This is a genomic window from Megasphaera sp. UBA4233, assembly GCF_002395615.1.
Classification (GTDB): Bacteria; Bacillota; Negativicutes; order Veillonellales; family Megasphaeraceae; genus Megasphaera; species Megasphaera hexanoica.
Map to the genome: position 1 here is coordinate 49,736 of NZ_DGXL01000022.1, position 22,923 is coordinate 72,658.

The 22,923-nt window shown below is 48.1% G+C and carries 23 protein-coding genes; all 23 read right to left on the reverse strand.

Going from position 1 to position 22,923, the window contains the following annotated elements; translation table 11 throughout:
* Nucleotides 1-184: 184 nt before the first annotated feature.
* The gene (locus B2U90_RS07580) at nucleotides 185-1,324 is read right to left on the reverse strand and encodes an acyl-CoA dehydrogenase family protein (protein WP_059076926.1); all 1,140 of its coding nucleotides are present in this window, start codon (nucleotides 1,322-1,324) and stop codon (nucleotides 185-187) included.
* Between the two features lie 50 nt (nucleotides 1,325-1,374).
* Nucleotides 1,375-1,818: a PaaI family thioesterase gene (locus tag B2U90_RS07585; RefSeq protein WP_059076925.1), complete on the reverse strand. Its 444-nt coding sequence runs from the start codon at nucleotides 1,816-1,818 to the stop codon at nucleotides 1,375-1,377.
* On the reverse strand, nucleotides 1,808-2,257 hold the full coding sequence (locus B2U90_RS07590; protein WP_059076924.1) for a PaaI family thioesterase: 450 nt from the start codon (nucleotides 2,255-2,257) through the stop codon (nucleotides 1,808-1,810). Before B2U90_RS07590 ends, B2U90_RS07585 begins: the two co-directional genes overlap by 11 nt.
* A 494-nt stretch (nucleotides 2,258-2,751) precedes the next feature.
* Nucleotides 2,752-3,333, reverse strand: a complete 582-nt coding sequence (locus B2U90_RS07595) for an outer membrane beta-barrel protein (protein WP_075582101.1) — start codon at nucleotides 3,331-3,333, stop codon at nucleotides 2,752-2,754.
* 73 nt (nucleotides 3,334-3,406) lie between these two features.
* Nucleotides 3,407-4,465 carry a glycosyltransferase family 9 protein gene (locus tag B2U90_RS07600; RefSeq protein WP_059076922.1) on the reverse strand — a complete coding sequence of 353 codons (1,059 nt, stop codon included), beginning with the start codon at nucleotides 4,463-4,465 and terminating at the stop codon, nucleotides 3,407-3,409.
* Nucleotides 4,462-5,490, reverse strand: coding sequence for a glycosyltransferase family 9 protein (locus B2U90_RS07605; RefSeq protein WP_059076921.1), 1,029 nt, complete (start codon nucleotides 5,488-5,490; stop codon nucleotides 4,462-4,464). The genes B2U90_RS07600 and B2U90_RS07605 overlap by 4 nt, the downstream gene beginning before the upstream one ends.
* Nucleotides 5,477-5,998, reverse strand: a complete 522-nt coding sequence (locus tag B2U90_RS07610; protein ID WP_059076920.1) for a D-glycero-alpha-D-manno-heptose-1,7-bisphosphate 7-phosphatase — start codon at nucleotides 5,996-5,998, stop codon at nucleotides 5,477-5,479. Before B2U90_RS07610 ends, B2U90_RS07605 begins: the two co-directional genes overlap by 14 nt.
* Nucleotides 5,995-6,960, reverse strand: a complete 966-nt coding sequence (gene rfaD, locus B2U90_RS07615; RefSeq protein WP_059076919.1) for an ADP-glyceromanno-heptose 6-epimerase — start codon at nucleotides 6,958-6,960, stop codon at nucleotides 5,995-5,997. The genes B2U90_RS07610 and rfaD overlap by 4 nt, the downstream gene beginning before the upstream one ends.
* Nucleotides 6,957-8,438, reverse strand: coding sequence for a D-glycero-beta-D-manno-heptose-7-phosphate kinase (gene rfaE1 / locus B2U90_RS07620; protein ID WP_292017520.1), 1,482 nt, complete (start codon nucleotides 8,436-8,438; stop codon nucleotides 6,957-6,959). Before rfaE1 ends, rfaD begins: the two co-directional genes overlap by 4 nt.
* Nucleotides 8,439-8,456: 18 nt before the next feature.
* A complete protein-coding gene (nrdR, locus tag B2U90_RS07625) occupies nucleotides 8,457-8,924 on the reverse strand; it encodes a transcriptional regulator NrdR (protein WP_059076917.1) in 468 nt (155 codons plus the stop codon).
* Nucleotides 8,925-9,003: 79 nt separating this feature from the next.
* A complete protein-coding gene (ftsZ, locus tag B2U90_RS07630; RefSeq protein ID WP_059076916.1) occupies nucleotides 9,004-10,029 on the reverse strand; it encodes a cell division protein FtsZ in 1,026 nt (341 codons plus the stop codon).
* A gap of 111 nt (nucleotides 10,030-10,140) precedes the next feature.
* Nucleotides 10,141-11,088: a cell division protein FtsQ/DivIB gene (locus B2U90_RS07635; RefSeq protein WP_234995456.1), complete on the reverse strand. Its 948-nt coding sequence runs from the start codon at nucleotides 11,086-11,088 to the stop codon at nucleotides 10,141-10,143.
* 38 nt (nucleotides 11,089-11,126) lie between these two features.
* Nucleotides 11,127-12,065: a D-alanine--D-alanine ligase family protein gene (locus B2U90_RS07640; RefSeq protein ID WP_059076915.1), complete on the reverse strand. Its 939-nt coding sequence runs from the start codon at nucleotides 12,063-12,065 to the stop codon at nucleotides 11,127-11,129.
* A gap of 2 nt (nucleotides 12,066-12,067) precedes the next feature.
* Nucleotides 12,068-13,450 (reverse strand): UDP-N-acetylmuramate--L-alanine ligase, encoded by a 1,383-nt coding sequence (gene murC / locus B2U90_RS07645; protein ID WP_059076914.1) that lies wholly within the window; start codon nucleotides 13,448-13,450, stop codon nucleotides 12,068-12,070.
* Nucleotides 13,443-14,600 (reverse strand): undecaprenyldiphospho-muramoylpentapeptide beta-N-acetylglucosaminyltransferase, encoded by a 1,158-nt coding sequence (murG, locus tag B2U90_RS07650; RefSeq protein WP_059076913.1) that lies wholly within the window; start codon nucleotides 14,598-14,600, stop codon nucleotides 13,443-13,445. Before murG ends, murC begins: the two co-directional genes overlap by 8 nt.
* Before the next feature lie 33 nt (nucleotides 14,601-14,633).
* Entirely contained in the window at nucleotides 14,634-15,998 is a 1,365-nt protein-coding gene (gene murD / locus B2U90_RS07655; RefSeq protein WP_113855008.1) for a UDP-N-acetylmuramoyl-L-alanine--D-glutamate ligase, read from the reverse strand.
* A gap of 40 nt (nucleotides 15,999-16,038) precedes the next feature.
* Complete coding sequence (mraY, locus tag B2U90_RS07660; protein ID WP_059076911.1) at nucleotides 16,039-17,004, reverse strand: phospho-N-acetylmuramoyl-pentapeptide-transferase; 966 nt, start codon at nucleotides 17,002-17,004, stop codon at nucleotides 16,039-16,041.
* Between the two features lie 5 nt (nucleotides 17,005-17,009).
* Nucleotides 17,010-18,383, reverse strand: a complete 1,374-nt coding sequence (locus B2U90_RS07665; protein WP_059076910.1) for a UDP-N-acetylmuramoyl-tripeptide--D-alanyl-D-alanine ligase — start codon at nucleotides 18,381-18,383, stop codon at nucleotides 17,010-17,012.
* Between the two features lie 2 nt (nucleotides 18,384-18,385).
* Entirely contained in the window at nucleotides 18,386-19,882 is a 1,497-nt protein-coding gene (locus B2U90_RS07670) for a UDP-N-acetylmuramoyl-L-alanyl-D-glutamate--2,6-diaminopimelate ligase (protein WP_059076909.1), read from the reverse strand.
* Nucleotides 19,883-19,969: 87 nt separating this feature from the next.
* Nucleotides 19,970-20,344, reverse strand: coding sequence for a hypothetical protein (locus tag B2U90_RS07675; RefSeq protein WP_059076908.1), 375 nt, complete (start codon nucleotides 20,342-20,344; stop codon nucleotides 19,970-19,972).
* 52 nt (nucleotides 20,345-20,396) lie between these two features.
* Nucleotides 20,397-21,329, reverse strand: a complete 933-nt coding sequence (gene rsmH, locus B2U90_RS07680) for a 16S rRNA (cytosine(1402)-N(4))-methyltransferase RsmH (protein WP_075582096.1) — start codon at nucleotides 21,327-21,329, stop codon at nucleotides 20,397-20,399.
* A gap of 8 nt (nucleotides 21,330-21,337) precedes the next feature.
* Nucleotides 21,338-21,775 (reverse strand): division/cell wall cluster transcriptional repressor MraZ, encoded by a 438-nt coding sequence (mraZ, locus tag B2U90_RS07685; protein ID WP_075582095.1) that lies wholly within the window; start codon nucleotides 21,773-21,775, stop codon nucleotides 21,338-21,340.
* A 200-nt stretch (nucleotides 21,776-21,975) separates the two neighbouring features.
* Nucleotides 21,976-22,923 carry a tRNA glutamyl-Q(34) synthetase GluQRS gene (gene gluQRS / locus B2U90_RS07690; RefSeq protein ID WP_059076905.1) on the reverse strand — a complete coding sequence of 316 codons (948 nt, stop codon included), beginning with the start codon at nucleotides 22,921-22,923 and terminating at the stop codon, nucleotides 21,976-21,978.

Below are 22,923 nucleotides of genomic sequence, written 5' to 3' on the forward strand. Positions count from 1 at the left end.
AATTTGTACTCCTGTATCCTGTAACGGGAATACCCGTCCTGCCTACTGATCTTCAACAGGAAGCTCCAAAGTGAACGTGCAGCACAACTGGCACGGCGCTCTCAACCGGTGGCAACCGCTCCCTGTAACCAGATTACTGTGCTACTCTCTTCTTCATAGCCATGTTTTGCATGGATATATTGTATCAGTAAAGTGTTTTATTTGCAATAACCAATCTCTGAATTTGGTTCGTTCCTTCATAAATCTGCATGATTTTCGCATCACGCATATACTTTTCGACAGGATATTCTTTGATATAGCCATATCCGCCCATGACCTGTACGGCATCTGTCGTCACCTGCATGGCAACGTCAGAAGCATTACATTTAGCAATGGCTGCTTCCCGGGAGAACTCCATGCCCTGGTCTTTCATCCAGCATGCGCGCTGGACAAGAAGGCGTGCGCCTTCCACTTTCATAGCCATATCGGCTATCATCGATTGTACCATTTCAAAGGAAGCAATGGGCTTGCCAAATTGAACGCGTACTTTGGCGTATTCACTGCAGGCACGGAACGCCGCTTCAGCAATACCGACAGAAATAGAACCGACAAAGGGACGTGCCGCATCCAGTGTTTCCATGGCAATACGGAAACCATGACCTTCCCGGCCCAGACGATTTTCTACCGGAACAAAGCAGTCCTGGAAAATCAGTTCAGTCGTATTGGAAGCACGTATGCCCATTTTATTCTCTGCTTTTCCCACAGTAAATCCCGGTGTTCCCTTACGCACGATAAACGCCGTCAGTCCGCGGATGCTCGGAGTTTTACGCGTATTGGCGAATACGACGAATACTTCTGCCAGAGCTCCATTTGTTATAAAGCATTTTGTTCCGTTCAACACATATCCGCTGCCGTCTTCCGTCTTGACAGCTCTGGTGGAAACAGAACCGGCATCAGAGCCAGTCCCGGGTTCCGTAAGGGCAAATGCAGCCAGATTATTTTCATTGATAATATCAAAATAGCGCTTTTTCTGTTCATCATTACCAGCTATGATGACAGGATAGGAAGCGAGGGCATTAGCTGCAACCGACGTCGCTACTCCGGCACATCCCTTGGCCAGTTCTTCATAAATAGCAGCAATCGTAATAGCGTCAAGGCCGGCTCCGCCAAATTCTTCCGGGATGGCTACGCCGAGGAGTCCCTGAGCAGCCAGTTTATCAAGCAGGCCTTCATGCATTTTCCCCTGTTCATCCATTTCTCCTGCATACGGTACGATTTCTTTCTGCACCAGATCCCTGACAACCTTGATGATTTCCTGCTGTTCCTCATTAAAAGCAAAATCCATATTGATACCAACCTTCCATTTTTTTAATACGTTCACGCACAAAAGACGCTCTAATCATCATATTTGCGTAGAATATAAAAAGAAGAACGCCCTTTGACCACTACTTTTCCGTTTTCATCCATGAGTTCACATTCCGCTACAATCGTCCGTCCGCCATGATGAACGACCTGACCGACGCCAATCAGATCCTGCCCTGGATGAACAGGGCGGATGTAATTCATGTTAATTTCTAATGTCGTTACCTGATACCCTAATGAACGACTGGCCATTCCCATCAGCGTATCACAAAAAGCTGCCAGAACGCCACCTGCAGCTATACCACGATAATTGCAAAGATTCGGCGTAATATCGAAAGCTACACGTACCCATCCTTCATCTACATCCTGGATTTTACAGGGAAGATTCTTGAAGTACGGAATCTGTGTAACGCCCTGATGAATATTGAACACCCGTCGTTTCAGCACATCTGACATTTCTGTCCGTTCATCCTTCATCTGCCGTTTCTCCTTTATCAGACTGGTACTGGTACGCACCGGTAACAAAGTACGTCCCCTTGCCATGTGCCAGATAGCGGTCGCTGTCATCATAAAAATCGCAGACTACTACCATAGTCGTCCGGCCGTTATGCAAAATGTGGGTCTTAGCACAAATAACCGTATCCGCCAGTGCCGGACGCAGATAATTCATTGCAAGGTCCAGCGTCAGGACAGCTTTTCCTGCAACGGCACACGCCGTTTCCATCGCTGAATCAGCCATAGAATACAAAACGCCACCATACAGTGTTCCATTGGGATTTCCCCATTTCGTTCCTACATTGTGAAACACCAGTTCCGTATCATCTTCATCAGCTTTTAGAACATGAAATTGCATGAATCTATCATAAGGATTGCATTGTAATTCTCTTTCCATTTTTGCAATGCGCGCCTTATCCATGGGACTCTCCTCCTAAAAACTGTTGGAAATAAATACCTTTATATTGTACAATATGACATTCTAAACGTCAAACGGATTTTCCGTTACAAAACAAATGTAATGAAATTGTAACAGCTTTTTCCATTTACCTGTAGCAGACACTATGCCTCTGTATATGCAAAAGAGCTGCCGCAGCGCGACAGCCCCTGACATGTCTGACCTGGTCTTTACCCCCACACTCGCCTGCTGGGACGTTCGCTCATAGATGTACATCATCCCCCACTACTAGCCCTCTCGCATGTTACGGCAGGACTTACTTCTAGGCCGCACTATGATCAGAATCACTTTGGATTCCTTACGTGGATCGCTTTGTCTGCGACTGACATCGACTTTCAACCACAGCACATGTCACGTGTTATTATACGTGTCGAAGAGGATACTGTCAACGAAAAAAGAGACTGTCTCAACGACAGTCTCCCCACGAACCGGGCAATGGCCTGGCACATACAGGATATCTAGAATTTATACCCCATCCCAATCTGCCAGCCTTTTACCGTATCATCATAATTGTCGACATCAATATCTGCGCGACGGTACATGATATGAGCATCCCAGTCTTTTGTAATATCATATCCTAATCCGACCGAATAGGAATTGACATCATCACCAACGCCTACTGACGCAAATCCCTGCCAGCGTTCGCCAATCGGTATCTGCCCTTTCAAGCCGACCTGATAGCCATAAAAATGCTGATCTCTATAAGTATCGGCTTTGACATAACTCATGCCGCCATAGGCAGAGACATAAGGAGTAAACCGGTACACACCCTGTAAATAATGTTCATTCAGTTTGTCCCCGTCATCACCCTTTGTATAATTATTGACGTACTGCACATCCACCTTATCATTGATCGTGTATGTGACGTCTCCCCCACTGAAGCGGCTATGGGCACTGCGGCCTCCTTCTTTCTGATCAAAGCCGTAATTGACGTTGGCTTTCAGATCTCCCGCCTGCGGATTTTTATTGGGTGCGGCACAGGCAACAGAACCTATGGAAACAGCTGCAATAAGAGCACCTATCAACATTACTTTCTTCATATATTACACCTCCGATTAGTCCGTAGATTTACTTCATGGTTTACATTATACGCTATTTGCACAACCTTTTCAATTACAATGCAGCAGCCTGTTGCGGATACCGTTGCAACAGTTCTTCTGCCGCCTCAATGACCTGGGCTGCTGAAATAACGGAAATCCCCTGATATTTTCCTTCCTTAATGATTTTTTTCATACTTTTTCCAACTTCATAGTGGTCTGTCGATTCAAGGACAATGGCCTTATCCGTATAGGGACCATAAAACATCGGGTTGCTCGGTCCATACAGGGCGACAACAGGGACCTTCTGACTGACGGCGACATGCATGGGCCCGCTGTCATTAGTAATAAAGAGCGAGCACCAGCGGATGGCTGCCGCTAATTCTCCCAGCGAAAATTTTCCCGTCGCAATGACCGGAGGATATTTCATCAGCTCCGCCGCTTCCCGGACCATATCGATGTCCATAGGGCCTCCAAAGAAAACACATCGATATCCGTTCTCACTAAAATAATCAGCTACTGATGCAAAGCGCCGGGGCGGCCAGCGTTTCTGCGGAACGGCACTGCCAATATTAAAGCCGATGAGCTTATCACCGGTTTCCACTCCCTGGGCGGCATAAAATTCATGGGCAGTCTGTTCCCATGCCGGGCAAGTAAGAAATTGCAGGCCATCGTTGCGCCGGTCTTCTATCCCCATCTGTTCCAATACGTTGATATACATGTCTGCCGCATGCAGGTGCGTCCTGTCAAGCCGCGTATACCGGTGCATGAACGGGCGGAACAGGAAATGACTCATACCATCAAATTCCCTGGCATGTATGGCAAACGCCAGAAAGCTGGTCCGTTCGTTAGGATGAAGATTAATGAGGATATCATAATGATTGCGGTGCAAATTCCTCCCAATGTGCCAGAGTGCACCGACAGAGTTATCCTTTCCTTTTTTATCTACCGTTACCAGGTGATCGATATTAGGATTATAGCGGACCACATCGGCCAGTTTTTCATCAACGACCAGGGTGATATCAGAACCTGTGGCATGGCGGCGCAACACCTGCAGAAAAGGAGTGATTAAAATCAGATCGCCGAGATGCATGAGAAATGTTACTATAATTTTTTTATGACGAAGATTGATCATCCATTCACCTTCTTTATCGCCTGTATGTACGTATGCCACACTGTATCAACGGTAATCTGGGACATGCATTCCGGATCATTGACTAAGGGGTGATCCGGGGTCGCCTGGGATGTAGGAGAAATAATCATGTGTATGTACGAACTATCAGGACCTCCATACGGGCCGGTCCTGTCCGGACAAGTGGGACCGAACAAAGCAATCAATTCTTTTTTTAAGGCATTGGCTATATGGAGCGGCCCCGTATCGGCACTGATATATAAACGGGATGACGAAATAGCCGCCATCAATTCCCGCAGGCTGGTCTTGCCCGTAAAATCATAAATGCCGGTCTCCGCATCCCGGGAAATGACCTGTCCTTTTACTGTGTCATCAGCACTGCCCAGAATAACAGCTCCCATCCCCGAAGCCGTTACACGCCTCAGGAATTCTGTCCAGTATGGCAACGGCCATTCTTTGACAGACCAGCGGGCACCGGGCACAACAGCTATATAAGGCCCGGTAAGACCTAAAGCCCTAAATCGTTCCTTCATAATACCTTTCTCTTTTTCAATGGACGGGAGAGGAAATGCAATCTCATCAACACGGCCTCCCAGAACCCGGACCGTATCCAGGTACCGTTCAATGACATGGTCATACTGATGAGTACCCGCCAGACCTTTACTAACCAGAAAGCTTCCTTCCCTCATTTCCCAATAGCCATACTTTTCTTTTGCACCACTACACCAGGCTACAATGGCACTTTTGGCCAGTCCCTGCAAGTCCAGGCAGAGGTCAAAATGATAGTCATGAAGCTTCTTTCGCAACCCACGCAGATAAGAGAAACTTTTCAACTTTTTCTTGTCAATATAAATAACATCGTCAATATAGGGTTTGCCTGGGAGAACAGCGGAAAAATTCTGATGCACGGCCCAGACGATGCGGGCCTGTGGACAATTTTTACGCAGGGCATACAATGTCGGCAGGGCATGAAGTACATCACCAAGAGAACTCATTTTGATAATCAGAATATTTTTATAGTCCTTCATGACGTGTCCTCATTTCTATAATTTCTCTGACAAAGTCATCAAGACGCCCTCCCTGAAAGAGATAGCCGTCTATCCCGGCAGCATGGGCGCACTCTATATCGCGCAGGCCGTCTCCGATCATAAATGAATGAGACAAATCGACGTGATACTCTCTGGCGGCCTGCAACACCATTCCCGGAGCCGGTTTCCGCCAGTCGCTTTTTTTATTATATTTCTCCAGAGGTGCACCTTCTAAAAACGGACAATAATAAACAGCCGTTATCCTGCCGCCAGCCTCAGATATTTGCTGGCACATCCATTGGTGCAGTATCTGGACATCTGATTCTGTATAATACCCGCGGGCAATCCCGCTTTGATTGGTAACGATAAAAATTTGATAGTCCAGACGAGTCAGTAATGATACTGCTTCCTTTGCCCCCGGCACCCAGATGACGTCACTGATACGGTGCAGATAATGAGTATCTACATTCAGGACGCCGTCGCGGTCCAGAAAAACAGCCCGTCTCATTCGTAATAACCGTCACTTTTTTCCAATATGCTGCAATATTCTTTCACTGCTTCATGGAGCAGTGTGAATCCCCGGTCATATCCGGCAGCCATCAGTTTCGTCGTATCGGCCTGAGTATAACTTTGATATTTTCCCTTGAGGATTTCCGGAAAGGGAACATATTCAATCGTTCCTTTGCCGCAATATTCGATGATACCGTGGACAAAATCATTGAACGTATGCCCCGTACCAGTGCCGCAGTTATAGATGCCGGAAAGTTCCGGGTGTTCCCAGAAATAAAAGATTACATTGACTACATCATTGACATAAATAAAATCACGTACCTGTTCTCCATTGCCAAAACCGCCAGTGCCTTCAAAAAGTGTAATTTTTCCGGTTTTCTGCAATTCATGATACTTCTGATAGATAAGGGATGCCATACGGTCCTTGTGATTTTCCTGGGGGCCGAATACATTAAAATAACGGAAACCTACTATCTGTCCTTTTGACAAGGGCAGCATGCGCCGCACAAAACGGTCAAACTGAAGCTTGGAGTATGCATATGGATTCAATGCCTGTTCGCATTCCGGGGTTTCACGGAAGCCATGTTTGCCACTGCCATAGGTAGAGGCAGAAGAAGCATACAAAAAAGGTATCTTGCGCTGCATGCAGTACCGGAGCAGATTTTTGCTGCCTTCATAATTATTTTTCATCATGTAGCGTCCATCGTAATTCATCGTATCGGAGCAGGCTCCTTCATGGAATACTACATCGATGTATCCGCAATCAAAGGTATCATCAGCCATTTCCTGGGCAAAGTCTTCATAATCCATATAATCATAAAAAGACAACCCCTGCAGATTACGGCATTTACGGCCGTCCGTCAGGTCATCGACGATAAGAATATCATCGATTCCGCGATTATTCAGTTGTTTTACAATATTGCTGCCGATAAATCCGGCACCACCTGTTACAATTTTCATAGAATCCCCTTCTTTACTAAATCAACAATCTTATTGACTAAACCTGTCGTCGAGTACCCTTCTTCAAAAGAAATGATTTCAACCCGTTTAACAAATTCCCTGCCGACTACATCTTCAGCCCTATAATCGCCGCCTTTGACAAGAATGTCTGGTCTCAGGACAGAAAGCAGATCATGAGGCGTATCCTCATTAAAAATGACGACATCATCGACACAGCCGAGAGCATTCAGCAAGACAGCCCGGTCTTCCTGCCGCACCAAAGGCCGTGCCGGTCCCTTCAGGCGGCGCACAGAATCATCAGAATTTAAACCTACGATCAGGTGTTGTCCCAGCATTGCCGCCTGCTGCAGATACAATACATGGCCTCGATGCAGGATATCAAAGCAGCCATTTGTAAAAACAACCGTTTCTCCCCGTTCCTGCCAGCTGCGGATTTTCCGGGCTGTCTGATCCCAGTCCAGTGCTGTATAGGGGGACCAGCGCGGGGGCTGCCATTGCGTCCAGAGCTGGATGAGTTCACTGCGGTGGACCGGATATGTACCGACCTTCCTGACGACGATACCGGCAGCGGCGTTTGCCAGCTGAAGGCTCGTACGAATAGAAAGATGACCGGCAATAGCTGCCAGAAACGCTGCCGCAACCGTATCTCCGGCACCGGATACATCAAATACTTCCTGTGCTGTAGCCGGATTATTCCAGACGCGGCCATCGTGGCTGACGACGGTTATCCCCTTTTCTGAACGGGTGACCATCAGATTGGCAAAATCATATTTTTTATGCAGTTCCATGGCGGCCTTAACTACTTCACTGCCCTCGTTGGCCACTTCATATCCGGCGCATTCAGATAATTCCTTCATATTAGGCGTAACAAAGTCCGCCCCATCATATTTTGACCAGTCTTTGCCCTTAGGATCGACGAGAATGGGAATGCCGGCAGCCTTTACGGTACGAATGATTTGTCTGGCAACTTTATCAGTCAGAACGCCTTTATGATAGTCCGATAAAATGACTCCATCCAGACCGGAGTGGATGCAGACGTCAAGCCAGGTCGCAAGTTCTGCTGCTTCCAGATCGTCCAGAGGTGTAATCTCTTCAAAATCAAGGCGTACCATCTGCTGGCGTGCTCCCAGTATACGCATCTTCGTCGTCGTCGCATGATGACTGCGGGCAACCAGGCCGGACCCATCGATGCCCGATTCATCGAGCAGGCTTCTCAGCAGGCGTGCGTTGTCATCATCACCAATCAGTCCGGCCAGGTACACATTGCAATCAAGATTAGCCAGATTCGATGCCACATTGGCAGCCCCGCCGAGAACTGATTTGATATGATCTACACGGTTTACCGGTACCGGAGCTTCTGGTGATATGCGTTCCACCTTGCCAAATACATAACGGTCTACCATAATGTCTCCAATGACAGCAATCCGCAAATGAGGTAGTACGTCATTTAAAAAATTATCGATATAGTGATCTGTCATAATATCTCCTTTTCTGGGTTATGCTTTCTTCTTGTCGGACCCCATCAGCCGTTTCAGTTCTGCCATAAAGCTATCCAGATCAGCAAACTGGCGGTACACTGAGGCAAACCGGATATACGCGACTTCATCGACATGTTTCAGTTCATTGAGCACGAGTTCACCGATATGTACACTGGAAACTTCCTGGACAAGGGAATTGCGTATTTCCCGTTCCACCCGATTGACGATTTCTTCCAGCTGCTGCCGCGTAACCATCCGTTTGTTGCAGGCACGGAGAAGGCCATTCAATATTTTACTGCGGTCAAATAATTCCCGGCTGCCATTTTTCTTTATCACGATAAGCGGCACTTCTTCTACCATTTCGTACGTCGTAAAACGACGGCCGCATTTCAGACATTCCCGGCGGCGGCGGATAGCGTTCCCGTCATCCGTTGCCCGCGAATCGGTTACTTTCGTATCATCACCTTTGCAGAATGGACATCTCATAATTCGTTCCTCCCAGGAGTATATAACGACTGATTGAAAAAAAGCGGGTCCACCAGGATCCGCTTTTTGATTTGCTCTATTATTTCATCCACGACGGAATTTCTACACCGCCGAGATCAGCTTTATCGGCTTTACCACCATCCTGGCCAAAAGACGGAATCGTGGACGGTTCTTTGCCAAAGCCTGTCGCAACAACAGTAATGCGGATAGAATCTTCTTCCATATCCGGATCAATAACCTGGCCAAAGATAATATTGGCATCCGGGTCAACTGCTTCTGCAATTTTTTCTGCCGCTTCGTTGATTTCATACAAGCTGACATCGGGGCCGCCTGTAACGTTGAGGAGAATGCTCTGCGCACCGTCGATTCCTGTTTCAAGCAACGGGCTGTGAATCGCTGCATCAACCGCATCGAGGGCACGGTTTTCACCAGTTCCCAGGCCAATTCCCATGATGGCTTCGCCCTGGTCGGACATGACGGTCTTCACGTCGGCGAAATCGAGGTTGATGAGGCCCGTCGTCGTAATCAGATCAGAAATCCCCTGTACACCCTGGCGCAATACATCATCGGCTTTCAGGAATGCGTCTTTCAACGGTGTCTTTTTGTCAATCATCTGCAGCAGCTTATCATTCGGAATAGTAATAATCGTATCAACCTTTTCCTTCAGATATGCCGTCCCTTTTTCAGCCTGTTCGCGGCGGCGCTTCCCTTCAAACGTAAAAGGTTTTGTAACGACAGCTACCGTAAGTGCACCGAGATCTTTGGCACATTCTGCCACGATAGGTGCCGCACCAGTACCCGTACCGCCGCCCATGCCGGCTGTAACGAACACCATATCAGCACCCTGCAGGGCCTTGATGATTTCTTCCTTGCTTTCCAGGGCAGCCTGTTCACCGATTTGTGGATTAGCGCCGGCACCAAGACCGCGGGTCAGCTTTTCACCAATCTGGATTTTAACATCCGCTTTGGAAATTTCCAGCACCTGATCTTCTGTATTGACAGAAATAAACTGTACACCCTGTAAGCCTGCTTCTATCATACGGTTGACAGCATTGTTGCCGCCGCCACCGACACCTATTACTTTTATGTTTGCATTATCTGCCATCTTACTAGTTCCTCCTTCAAAAAAGTATACACTCTTGTACTGATAGGATTTCTTTATTATTTTACACTATATTCAGGAATTAATCTACAGCTATTTGAAAAATCTTTCCTATCAACTGCTTTTAACAAGCGGGGCACGAGGATCCGTATCGATATACTGGACAGAAAGATGATTGCGCTTTACTTCCTGCAGCAGCTCTTTCGTCATCTCCGCCCGTCCTGCCGGATCATCAGCACTTCCCAGATGAACAGGAAGAGATTCGCTTGTATAGGCAATAATATTGTCTGGATTCCCTACATTGATTTCTGTAATATCCTTACGAAGTTCTGGTTCAAGGCTTTTCAAATACGAAAGAGAATCGCGAATGGACTGATCATGAATAGTATCGCCAAGGAGCAGAGTGTCTACTTTTTTACCAGTAATCAAAGGGGCCGATACGCCTTTAATTTGCGGGGCTGTCTCAATGACCTTTCCCGTATCATCCACATAAGCAAAACCATACATCGTGGTGATGACAGCAACAGTCTGCCGCTCCTGCATGCGGATATGGATAGTCGCCGGGAATTCGCGGCTGATGTCCGCACTTGCTACCCGTAAATCCTTTTCCATTCGTTCCCGCATCCGGTCCGGCGATAGTTGTATCACATTAATGATCCCGTTTTGTATGCCGCAGGATTGATATACATCATCAAAGGACATCCGCTCATTCCCATCAATGATGACGGTTCCAAAAGGAATGGGAAGAAATCGCAGGATAAGCCAGACAAAAAAGACAAAAATAATACCTGTTACGGCAGCCAGTCTGCGGTTCCGGCGGCGCAGTTGTCTCTGCCTGGCAAGTTTTTTCCGCTGGCTTCTGGCCCGGCGTCGGGCAATCCGCTTCTGCGTTTTCCCCTGTGCCTCCGTCACATCCTGATGAGGCACATAGGAAGTGTCTTCTACCTGAGGCGGCACGAAGACATCATGGGTACGCTTTTTAATGCCATATGGATCATTTTCACTTTGATATGAAGTTGTATCAGAAGCCGGGGAATATGTCCCTTTTTTATCCATTGTCATAGTATAAACCTGTATATAATCACAAAACTCTACCTAATCTAAAATTTTCCGACAGATGCTTCCTTTAGAATGCGTTCACATAAATCGGGAAATTCTATGCCTGCTGCACGGGCCGCATCGGGGACCAGACTGGTCGCCGTCATGCCCGGAACCGTGTTGATTTCCAGTACAAAGGGATTTCCCTCTTTGTCCGTCATGATATCGACGCGGGAAATACCGCTGCAATGGCAAAGATGAAATACGTCCAAAGCCAGATTCTGCATCTTTTTTGTCAGTTCCGGCGAAATAGGTGCCGGACAGAGATGTTTTGCTACGCCGGGAGCATACTTGGAATAATAGTCATATTTTCCTGTACTGGAAACAATTTGAATGACGGGAAAGGCCATATCATCCATGACAGCAACAGTAAACTCATCCCCGTCGATGAATGCTTCAGCCACAATAGAATTGCTGTACTTAAACGCTTCGTTCAATGCGCTTCGTATTTCGTCTTCTGAATGAACGATTACCGTACCAATACTGGACCCCTGCCCTGCCGATTTTATGACTACAGGCAGAGAAAACCGTTTGATAATATCAGCAGCGATAGCATCTTCGTCCTGCGTATTGAAATAATAGGCAAAGGGTGCTGTTGCAATTCCCGCTCCCTGAAACGCGCACTTGCTCATGACCTTATTCATACCGACGGCACTGGCCATGACGCCCGGACCGGTATAGGGAATTCCCATCATTTCACATAATCCCTGCAATACACCATCTTCTCCGTAATGTCCATGAAGCGCATTAAAAACAATATCTATATTCTTATCCTGCAGCTGACTGGCAAGCTTATCCGGCACCAGTTCCAGAAGTTCCGCATGATACCCCTTTTCCTGCAGTGCTCCGGCAATGGCAGCTCCTGTACGGCGCGATACTTCCGCTTCCGTTGAAGGTCCGCCTACAATAACGGCAATATTCTTATCCTGCAGTGTGTCCATGATTACTTCCCCCTCCTGGCTTCTTCAATATATCGTTCCCCTATGGTATAAATATCACCGGCCCCCATAGTAATGACCAGATCTTTTGGCCGTGCATTCTTAAGCAGATACGGGACAAGCTCGTTCTTATCGGCAATATAAGTCACATCCTGCCCTGTCGTTTCCCGGACCTTATCGGCAATCAGCCTGCCCGTGACTCCGGGGATCGGATCTTCGCCAGCACTATAGACATCGGTGACGATCAATTTATCAGCACCGGTAAAAGCTCCTCCAAACTTGTTGAGCAAAAGCTGGGTCCGTGTATACCGGTGCGGCTGAAACAGGCACACCACGCGATGAGTCCCCATATCGCGGGCAGCCGTAAGTGTAGCATTGATTTCCGTAGGATGATGGGCGTAATCATCGACTACCCAAACATCATCGACAACGCCTTTCGTCTGGAACCGCCGTTTAGCTCCATGGAAATGAGAAAGAGCATGGGCGATCTTATCAAAAGGAATACCGCAGCGAAGAGCAACGGCTGTAGTCGCCAGCGAATTCAGCACATTGTGACGGCCAGGGACATTGAGATTGATGGTTCCTAGTTCTTTACCGTCATGCCATACTTCATAATGGAGCCGGCCATTAATATACCGGATATTACGGGCGTTGTAATCAGCCGGTGTTTCTATTCCATACGAAAGATACCGTCTGTTCAGGGTATTTGCCAAGGATCGTATCTTGTCATTTTCAAAACAGAGAACAGCAAATCCTTCCGGATGTATTTGTCCGATAAACTGTCCAAATGCCTTGATGATATTTTCCAGTGATCCATAATGATCCATGTGATCCGCATCTATATTAGTAATGACAGCAATATAGGGATGTTCTTTCAGGAACGATCCATCACTTTCATCAGCTTCAGCAATGACATAGTCTCCCTTTCCGAGAATAGAATTACAATGCAGATAATCCACTTCACCGCCGATAACCAGTGTCGGATCCGTACCGCTTTCATAAAAAACCTGTCCGAGCATGGAAGAGGTTGTCGTCTTGCCATGGGCACCTGCGACGGCAATGCTCTTTCCCCAGGACATAATATGCACCAGGGCATCGGAACGATGGATTACCGGTATGTCGCGGCGGCGGGCTTCCTGTAATTCCGGATTATTTTCCCTGATGGCAGATGAAATCACGACTACCTGGGCATCCTGCAAATTTTCCGGCCGCTGGCCAATGCAGATCCGGGCACCCATTTTTTCAAACCGGTCTGTCGTCGGGGAAACACGCAGGTCGGATCCGGAGACGGTAAAACCTTTTTCAATGAAAATGTTTGCTATCGCACGCATTCCCGCACCGGCAATACCAATGAAGTGAACGCGCTGTACAGTATTTAAGTTAATCATGATCAGTCACATCCTTCTGTATGCGGGAACGGTATTTCGGGCCTTTGGCAATAGAAAGCGCCAGTTCTGCAATATCATGTGCAGCCTGGGGACGGCCCTTGGATTTGCTCGCCTGAGCCATGCGCTTCAGTGCTTCCGGATCATTTTTCAAATGAACGATTTCTTCCAACAGTTCACGACCGGTCAACATCTTATCAAGGATCATTTTTGCAGCACCGCACATGACCAGAGCCTGTGCGTTGTAGCGCTGATGGTCTTCGGCAGCATAGGGATACGGAATCAGTATAGCCGGAAGTCCGCGCACAGTTAATTCCGCTAATCCCACAGCACCGGCCCGATACACAGCCAGATCAGCTGCAGCCAGTGCTTCTGGCATGTGATGGAGATAGGGAATGATGTGGCTTCCTTCTCCATACCGCCCTTTGCCATCAATACCTTCCAATTGTCCTACGACGCGGTCGTATTCGTGGTCGCCGGTGACATGAAGGATCTGGATATCCTTGCTGTCCCGGAAATACCGGTGCACTTCAATCATTGCATTATTGATAGAACGGGCACCCCGGCTTCCCCCTGCTACCAGTAGAGTGAATTTGTCCGGATCCAGTCCCAGTAAAGCCCGTCCATGATCTTTCGTACCAGTCAGTATATCCTTGCGTACGGGATTCCCCGTATACACCAGGATGTCTTTCCGCTTAAAGCGCTCTGCCGCTTCTTCATATCCCAAAGCGACACATTTGACAAACCGGCTTAATATCGTATTTGTGACACCGGGAATGACATTTTGTTCCTGTACCAATGTTGGAATCCCGCTCAGACTGGCTGCCAGGAGAACGGGGCCGCAAACGAAGCCCCCCGTGCCAATCACAACATCCGGTTTAAACTTATGAATAATATGTTCTGCCTTGATCAGACTGCCTGCGGTCTTTCCCAATGTCACCAGATTACGGAATGAAATCTTCCGTTCCAGCCCCCGTACATCAATCGTAACAAAGGGAATGCCTTCATTGGGAATCAAGGTGTTTTCCAATCCGATTTTAGATCCTACGTACAAAAATTCCGTCGGTTCAATATCGGCAATGGCCCGGGCAATGGTAATGGCCGGATAAATATGCCCCCCAGTGCCACCACCAGAAATAATCACTCGGCGCATGTTCTATTTCCTCCCTGTCTCTGAATTCATTATTTAAATTGCGTTTACTATGCCCTTGAACATACGTCCGCGCTGTTCGTAATTATCATACATGTCATAGCTGGAGCAGGCCGGTGACAAAAGTACGGTCTGGGGCGGTGCTGCAATCTTGCGTGCCATCATGACAGCCCGTTCCATGCTGTAGCCGACTTTGCGGATATCTTTTACGCCCGCCTTTTTTGCGGCTTTTTCAAAACGGTCCGCCGCATCACCGATAAGAATCATCGTATCTACTTTTTGAGCAGCCAGATTCATGAACTCATCAAGCGGCGTCATCTTATCATGGCCGCCGGCAATGAGTATCAGATGGCCTGAAAAAGCTTCCAATGCCTTTATCGAAGCATCCGTATTAGTACCTTTGGAATCATTATAATACGGTACGCCATTGATAGTGCGTACAGGTTCAATGCGATGTTCTACCCCGCCAAACGTCCGGAGTACACGCTGAATAACGGAAAGCGGTGCGCCTGCCACATACGCCATGAGCGCCGCGGCCAAGCAATTCTGGATATTATGCCTGCCAAATAATTTCAGTTCGTCTTCTCGGCAGATTTCCGTATCACTTCCATCCGTACGTAAAATCAGCCGTCCATCTTTTGCAAAGGCACCTGCCGGAACTTCCTGTTCCGTAGAGAACCACAACACGGTCCCGGTCATATCTGGTTCCATAGCTTTAATGCGCGCATCATCATAATTCAGGAGTGCATAATCGGATTTATCCTGATTATGGAAAATCCGTTCTTTCGCTGCCGCGTACGCTTCCATAGTGTGATGCCGGTCCAGGTGATCGGGTGTGATATTCAGTATGACCGCAGCCTTCGCTTTCATCGTCTGTGTAAATTCCAGTTGAAAACTGGAGAGTTCTGCTACGACCACATCTTCTTTTGGCAGGTCTTCCGCCTGTTCGGAAAGACCGTAACCGATGTTGCCACCTATGACCGTTTCACGGCCTGCCGCTTTCATAATATCTCCCAAAAGTGTCGTCGTCGTCGTTTTGCCATTCGTACCGGTAACAGCCAGTATTTCAGCATCTGTCAGCCGGTAAGCGACTTCTACTTCACTCCAGATGGGAATATGACGGGCAGCCGCTTCCTTCATAATCGGGATTTCCGGGGAAATGACCGGTGACGGAACGACGAGGTCCATCCCATCCAGCAGAGCCGCTTCCTGATGGCCAAACACGAGACGGATCCCATCAGCTTTCAATTCCGGCCACGGCTCATGATGCGTATCGATTGTCTTTAAATCATTGAGAACAACGGAAGCACCATGACTGGCCAGTGCTTCTGAAGCAGCCCGGCCGCTGATACCAGCACCGATAACCAAAATATGTTTCCCTGAAAAATCCATTATGCTCATGCTCTACACCCGCTTTTTTTCATATAGTATGTATGGCAGCCTATTTGCATGCCAGGACTACAAAAATAGAAAGGATGGCCATAATAGCCGAAAAACTCCAAAAAACAGTAACTACTTTGACTTCACTCCAGCCCGAAAGTTCAAAATGATGATGAATCGGACTCATTTTGAACACCCGTACTCCGCGGGTCTTAAATGATACGACCTGAATGATGACCGATAAAGCTTCAATCACATACAGGCCGCCTGCAATGATAAGCAATAATTCCGTCTTAGTCAAAATCGCCATGGCCGCCAGGGCTCCGCCTAAAGCCAGCGACCCCGTATCGCCCATAAACATTTTAGCCGGATGCTGGTTATAAAAGAGGAATCCCAAACAAGCGCCCGTAAGCGCCGCACTGAATACGGCAAAGTTGACATATCCCAGTGCGACAGAAATAACGACGTAGGCAACCGACGTGATGGCACAAGAACCAGCTGCCAGCCCATCGAGTCCGTCCGTCAGATTGACGGCATTACTCGTACCGACAATCATGACAAAGACAAATACGTAATACAACATGCCCAAATCAACATTCCATGTCGTAAACGGAATCCATACTGTCGTCGGAAAGTTCAGATATTCCTTCAAAATAAAGCAAAATACTGCTGCCATAACGAATTGCCCGGCCAGTTTTTGTTTAGCCGTAAGGCCCAGGTTGCGGTGTTTGACTGCCTTGATGGAATCATCAAGAAAACCGATGATTCCATGTCCTAGTGTCAGAAACAGCGCCAGTCCCTTGCGCAGATCCATGGGATTGAAAATAAGGCAGGACACGACAAGCGCTGTCAGAATCAGGATACCGCCCATAGTAGGCGTGCCAGCCTTGTATTTATGACTCTCTGGCCCTTCTTCCCGTTCAGACTGGCGGGCATGAAATTTCTTCAGTTCCCGGATGACCAGCGGCCCCAGAGCCAGAGCTATGATCAGACTGACAGCAAAACCAAAGAGCAGTGTATTTAACATTCACATTACTTCCTTTCGAAATATGGCAGTATCTTTTCCATGGCAAATCCCCGGGAACCCTTAAGCAGAACCGTATCTCCCGGCTGGATAATTTGCCTGAGGCAATCCGCCGCTCCGGCATGATCCTGTGCCGTATATACAGCGCCGAGCCCATTTTTTCTGGCAGCATCTGCAATATAGGATGCCGGACTGCCCATGGTAATGAGCGCATCCAGCCCTAATTCCGCTGCTTCAGCTCCTATTTTTTCATGTTCCCGGACCGTCCAGTCCCCTAATTCCAGCATTCCGCCAAGAACAGCGATTTTCCGTCCTTTTGTCAGCAACGCCAGCGATTTCAGCGCTTCACTCATAGAAGCCGGATTTGCATTATACGCATCATTGATAAAGGTATATTCGCCAAGATGAATCAATTCCTGCCGCATTGGCATACCGCGGTACTCGGACAATCCTTTTTGTAACTGATGTTCTGTTAGTCCCAGAACCCGTCCGACAGCAATAGCAGCCAGTGCATTATAGACATTGTGGCTGCCTATGAGCGGCATGTGGATATCCATGACCTGATCAAAGCACCGACAGGCAAACCGCAGCCCCTTCTCACTGCAGACAACGCGGCTGGCCCGGATAGCAGCATTGCTTTCAATACCGTATCCGACTACCTTGCCGCGGCACAAATCGGCCATTGCCGCTACATACGAGTCATCCTGATTCAGTATGGCAACGCCATCTTCTGACAATGCCCGGACGAGTTCACTTTTAGCCCGGGCAATATTATCCTGCGACCCCAACAGCTCAATGTGACTCTTGCCGACATTGGTGACCACACCTATATCCGGTTCTGCAATAGCCGCCAGTTCCGCAATCTGCCCCAGACCACGCATGCCCATTTCCACAACGCAGGCCTCATGTTCCGGCGTAAGCTGCAGCAGCGTTTTCGGAAGGCCGATTTCATTATTAAAATTTTTTTCTGTCTGGAGCACACGATATTTCTGCGACAGCACGGCTGCAATCATGCTGCGTGTAGAAGTCTTTCCTACAGAACCCGTAACGGCGATGACAGGAATCGAAAAACGGCGGCGGTGAAAACGCGCCAGGTCCTGATATGCTTTGCGTGTATCCGTAACTATGACAACAGCAAACCCCTCTTGTTTATATTCAGGGCGGTCTTCAGCTACTACGGCACCGGCAGCCCCACGTTCTTTAGCCTGAAGCACGTAATCGTGACCATCAAATGTTTCTCCTTTGAGAGCTACAAAAAGCGCCCCTTCTGTAATAGCCCGTGTATCTGTCTCTACCTGAGAAAATACGGAATCGTCCACAACGGGATACAGCAGTCTGCCGCCAGTAGCCTTTTCTACCTCCTGTAACGTGAACGCAGCCATTTTTATCTCCCCTTTGCAGCCAGCACGGCATCCCTTGCGACCTCACGGTCATCAAAATGGATGGTACCGGTCTTCAATATCTGATAATCTTCATGCCCCTTACCAGCAATCAGTACAATATCGCCGCTTTGTGCCAATTCTACGGCACGGAAAATAGCATCACGGCGATTGACGATCACTTCATGATGCTGGCCGGGTTTCAACCCATCTTTTACACCGGCTTCCACTTCCTGAACAATGGCTTCCGGGTCTTCTGACCGCGGATTATCGGAAGTGACGATGGGGATATCAGCATGTTCTGCAGCAATACGTCCCATAATCGGACGTTTTGTACGATCGCGGTCGCCCCCGCAGCCGAACACGCAGAGTATACGGACCGGATTCATGGCACGGGCTGTCGTCAATGCTTTTTCCAGACTGTCCGGCGTATGAGAATAATCGACGACAATAGCAAAATCCTGTCCGGCTTCTACGAGTTCAAAACGGCCTGGTACGGAATGGAAAGACTGGATAGCTTTATCAATCGTCTGTTCATCTACGCCTTCTGCATGGGCAGCTCCGATTGCCGCCAGTGTATTATACACGTTGAACAAGCCTGTAATGTTCATATTCAGATGGACATTGACAAAGGGTCCCGTAACATCAAAGGATGAACGTTTCAGTTCCACCGATAAGTTAGCTGCTTTTAAATCAGCTGCTTTTTCTACGCCGTAGGTCAGTACGTTGCAGTGGCAGGTTTTCAGGATTCCTTCTGCATAAGGGTCATCAATGTTGACTATAGCTGTCTTATTATCCTTAACATGTTCATCGAGACTGATGTTCTGGAATAATTTGCATTTGGCTGCCAGATAGTTTTCCATCGTCTTGTGGAAATCCAGGTGATCTTGTGTCAGATTCGTAAATACCGCCGTATCATATTCAATCCCGGCCACGCGGTTTAAAGCCAGGGCATGGCTCGACACTTCCATGACGACATGAGTAACGCCACGGTCATACATAAGCGCCAGGAAGCGTTGCAGATCAATAACATCCGGCGTCGTATTGTGAATAGGAAGTTCTTCATCGTCAATCAGCGCATGGATGGTTCCCAGAAGGCCCACACGATGGCCGGCAGCTTTCAGGATATGATAAATAATATGGCTCGTCGTCGTTTTGCCATTTGTCCCCGTAACGCCGATCATGCGCATTTTCTTTCCCGGATAATCATAAAAATAAGGAACTATATCTTCAACGGCATGATGCACATCCGGCACCATGATTTGCACGGCATTGCCGGGAAGGTCCAGATGTTTGGTCGTAAGCACTGCAACGGCCCCTTTCTCTACAGCCTGGGATGCATATACGGCCCCGTCTGTATGAACGCCGCTGAAGCAGACGAACAAATCTCCCTTTTCGATTGACCGGGAATCGGACGAAATGCCCGTAATCATAGTATTGGCATTGCCATCCACATTATATATACCTTTAATTTGTTTGCAGAGTTCATTAACTGATTTCATTTCATTTCCTCCTATACAGGTAATTCATATGTTAACAGAACAGGAAACAACAATAGCAGCCTTAAATTAAGGCTGCTCATACCCGCTTTACCGGCTGCTGTCACCTGTTCCCGTCTTATCATGAGACTGGCCATACAGCACGGTCACCGGAACCGTCATACCGAGTTTCTGCGCCGACGTATAAATTCGTTCCGGCGTCTCCAATTTGGCAATATCAACGCGGAGCACTTCATTTTCTCTCTGCAGCTGCTGGGCATGAAGCTTTTTCTGCATCAGTGCATAGCTGAAATTAGTTTTAACGGCAGAAAGCGCAATGTATGCCAGCAGGAAAAAGCATACCAGCAGTAAAACAGATATAGTCTGCGCAAGCAGCCTGGCGAATTTTCTTTCATCCGCACCGGTCCGGTGCCCCACAGAACGTGACGCTTCATAGTGAATGTATCCAGCTTTTCTGGCCAGCATATTATAACACATCCAATCAAATATTAAAAACGAAAATTCCTCTGCCTATCCATCACTTACGAATTCCGACGCGTAATTTAGCACTTCTGGCCCGGGGATTCTGTTCCAGTTCATCTTCTCCCGGCGTGATGGCATGGCGCTGTATCTTTAAAATGGCATGATGGTGACACGTGCAGACAGGCATATCGGGAGGACAGATACAATCCGTTGCCAATCGTTTCAACGTCTGCTTGACAATGCGGTCTTCCAGAGAATGGAAGGTTATAACACAGATATGTCCGCCCGGTTTTAACCGCTGCGCTGCCGTTTCGACGGCATCATGGAGAATACCCAGTTCATCATTGACTTCAATCCGGATTGCCTGAAACGTCCGCTTGGCCGGATGCGGTCCATCCTTGCGGGCTCCCGCAGGAATAGCTTTCTTGATGACGGATACGAGTTCAGCCGTATGACTAATGGGCTTCTGCTGCCGTTCCCTGACGATAAATTCAGCAATACGGCTGGCCCAGCGTTCTTCCCCATAGTCTTTGACAACACGGTATAACTCAGCTTCACTATATGTATTGACCACATCGTAAGCGCTTTTCCGGGCAGACCGGTCCATCCGCATATCAAGTGGCCCGTCCTGCATATAGGAAAAACCCCGTTCCGGCGTATCCAGCTGGTAACTCGACACGCCCAGGTCAAACATGACCCCGTCCACGGCATCTATGTGCAGCTTGTCCAGGACCTGGCCCAGGTTGCGGAAATTTTCCTGCACCGGTATAAAATGGCAGGCCGTCCCTTTCATATGGGCTGTAGCCGCCGCAATGGCATCCTCATCCTGATCGAGTCCAATCAGCGTTGCATCACCGGCCAGCCGTTCGGCCAATACGCGGGAATGACCTCCCCCTCCCAGTGTGCAGTCTACATATATACCATGGGGATCACCGATGAGATGATTAATTGTTTCATTTCGTAATACACTGACATGATGAAATTCCATGAGTACTCCTATATGTCCAGATCCAGATCTTCCAGATCTTCAGCAATCTCTTCCATCGCCGGCACGGTACGGGCGGCATATTCTTCATAAGATTGTTTGTCCCAGATTTCTATGCTGTCACCTGTGCCGATGACTGTAACTTCTTTTTTAAGGCCGGCATATTCCCGCAGCGTTCCGGGAATCAGGATACGGCCTGTACGGTCAAATTCAACTTCGGCCGCACTGCCAAAGAGAAATCGTTTAAATGCCCGGACCTTTTCTTTACTGGTCCTTAATTTTTTCATCTTATCAGCCAGATTTCTCCAGGCATCCTGTGTATATACAGAAAGGCAGCCTTCCAGTCCACGGGTTACTATACAATGCGTTCCCAATTCTTCACGAAATTTCGCCGGCATAATAACACGGCCTTTTGTATCAATAGAATGCGAATATTCTCCCATGAACATAGCGTCGCCCCCCCTTTCCGTATTATCTATCACTTTTCACCACATTTTACCACATTTTCACACCCGATGACAATAATATTGCTTAATCTGATAAAGATCTGAAAAAAAAGATAAAAAAATACTGCAGAAAAAAACAAGATGTATTTTGTTTCTTCCTACAGTATGTATGATACAACATAGCCAAACTTATTATATTTTGATTATCCGTGTAGCAGTTCATCCAGCCAGGTATCTTCCAGAACAATGTCCTGCGTCGTCATCTTTTGAAAATCGCACCGGCGGACTAATTCCTCTTTATGATACAGACGCCTTTCCGTAACCAGTCTGCCGGCCAGGGCCAGTGCAGATAAAATGGCATCAGCCATGACACCGCGTTCACGAAGGCTGCGGACTGTTATGCCTTTCTGTCTCTTAGAAAGACGGTTACCAGACGTATCAACCAGCATCGGAACATGGGTATACGAAGGTGCCCTATACTCCAGCACCTTCATGAGCCATATCTGCTGGGCTGTCGAAGATAACAAATCCCGGCCGCGCAGCACATGGGTAATGCCCATAGCCCCGTCATCGACGGCAACGGCCAATTGATATGCATACAGGCCATCGGCACGCCGGACAACGAAATCACCACAAACACGGGGCAGATAATCCGAAAAAGCCCCATAGCAGCCATCCGTAAACGAGACAGAAACGTCCGGGACGTGGACGCGCCAGGATGGCTTCCGGTCCATATGACGGCGCTGTTCTTCCGTCATGCCATAACAATGCCCATCATATACAAGATGCTCCCCTTCATGGGGCGCTCCTATGGCCTGCAATCTGGCACGGCTGCAATAACAGGGGTACAACAGATGTTTTTCCTGCAGCTCCTGCATGGCTTTTTCATATAGCGGATACCGTTCCTGCTGGATATATGATCCGTAAGAGCCGCCTTTTCCAGGCCCTTCATCCCAGTCCAACCCCAGCCAGGCCAGATCTTCCAGCAGTGCCTTTACATATACAGGCTTAGACCGCTGTTCATCGATATCTTCTATGCGCAGTACCAGAGTTCCATTCTGTTGCCGTACCTGCAGCCAGGCAAGAAAGGCAGTCCATACATTTCCCAAATGGATATAGCCCGTCGGGCTGGGTGCAAAACGTCCCCGCAT

Coding starts and splice junctions, on each gene's coding strand:
- B2U90_RS07580 (WP_059076926.1), bottom strand. CDS start 1,324: ATGGATTTTGCTTTTAATGAGGAACAGCAGGAAATCATCAAGGTTGTC.
- B2U90_RS07585 (WP_059076925.1), bottom strand. CDS start 1,818: ATGAAGGATGAACGGACAGAAATGTCAGATGTGCTGAAACGACGGGTG.
- B2U90_RS07590 (WP_059076924.1), bottom strand. CDS start 2,257: ATGGATAAGGCGCGCATTGCAAAAATGGAAAGAGAATTACAATGCAAT.
- B2U90_RS07595 (WP_075582101.1), bottom strand. CDS start 3,333: ATGAAGAAAGTAATGTTGATAGGTGCTCTTATTGCAGCTGTTTCCATA.
- B2U90_RS07600 (WP_059076922.1), bottom strand. CDS start 4,465: ATGATCAATCTTCGTCATAAAAAAATTATAGTAACATTTCTCATGCAT.
- B2U90_RS07605 (WP_059076921.1), bottom strand. CDS start 5,490: ATGAAGGACTATAAAAATATTCTGATTATCAAAATGAGTTCTCTTGGT.
- B2U90_RS07610 (WP_059076920.1), bottom strand. CDS start 5,998: ATGAGACGGGCTGTTTTTCTGGACCGCGACGGCGTCCTGAATGTAGAT.
- rfaD (WP_059076919.1), bottom strand. CDS start 6,960: ATGAAAATTGTAACAGGTGGTGCCGGATTTATCGGCAGCAATATTGTA.
- rfaE1 (WP_292017520.1), bottom strand. CDS start 8,438: ATGACAGATCACTATATCGATAATTTTTTAAATGACGTACTACCTCAT.
- nrdR (WP_059076917.1), bottom strand. CDS start 8,924: ATGAGATGTCCATTCTGCAAAGGTGATGATACGAAAGTAACCGATTCG.
- ftsZ (WP_059076916.1), bottom strand. CDS start 10,029: ATGGCAGATAATGCAAACATAAAAGTAATAGGTGTCGGTGGCGGCGGC.
- B2U90_RS07635 (WP_234995456.1), bottom strand. CDS start 11,088: ATGACAATGGATAAAAAAGGGACATATTCCCCGGCTTCTGATACAACT.
- B2U90_RS07640 (WP_059076915.1), bottom strand. CDS start 12,065: ATGGACACACTGCAGGATAAGAATATTGCCGTTATTGTAGGCGGACCT.
- murC (WP_059076914.1), bottom strand. CDS start 13,450: ATGATTAACTTAAATACTGTACAGCGCGTTCACTTCATTGGTATTGCC.
- murG (WP_059076913.1), bottom strand. CDS start 14,600: ATGCGCCGAGTGATTATTTCTGGTGGTGGCACTGGGGGGCATATTTAT.
- murD (WP_113855008.1), bottom strand. CDS start 15,998: ATGAGCATAATGGATTTTTCAGGGAAACATATTTTGGTTATCGGTGCT.
- mraY (WP_059076911.1), bottom strand. CDS start 17,004: ATGTTAAATACACTGCTCTTTGGTTTTGCTGTCAGTCTGATCATAGCT.
- B2U90_RS07665 (WP_059076910.1), bottom strand. CDS start 18,383: ATGGCTGCGTTCACGTTACAGGAGGTAGAAAAGGCTACTGGCGGCAGA.
- B2U90_RS07670 (WP_059076909.1), bottom strand. CDS start 19,882: ATGAAATCAGTTAATGAACTCTGCAAACAAATTAAAGGTATATATAAT.
- B2U90_RS07675 (WP_059076908.1), bottom strand. CDS start 20,344: ATGCTGGCCAGAAAAGCTGGATACATTCACTATGAAGCGTCACGTTCT.
- rsmH (WP_075582096.1), bottom strand. CDS start 21,329: ATGGAATTTCATCATGTCAGTGTATTACGAAATGAAACAATTAATCAT.
- mraZ (WP_075582095.1), bottom strand. CDS start 21,775: ATGTTCATGGGAGAATATTCGCATTCTATTGATACAAAAGGCCGTGTT.
- gluQRS (WP_059076905.1), bottom strand. CDS start 22,923: ATGCGGGGACGTTTTGCACCCAGCCCGACGGGCTATATCCATTTGGGA.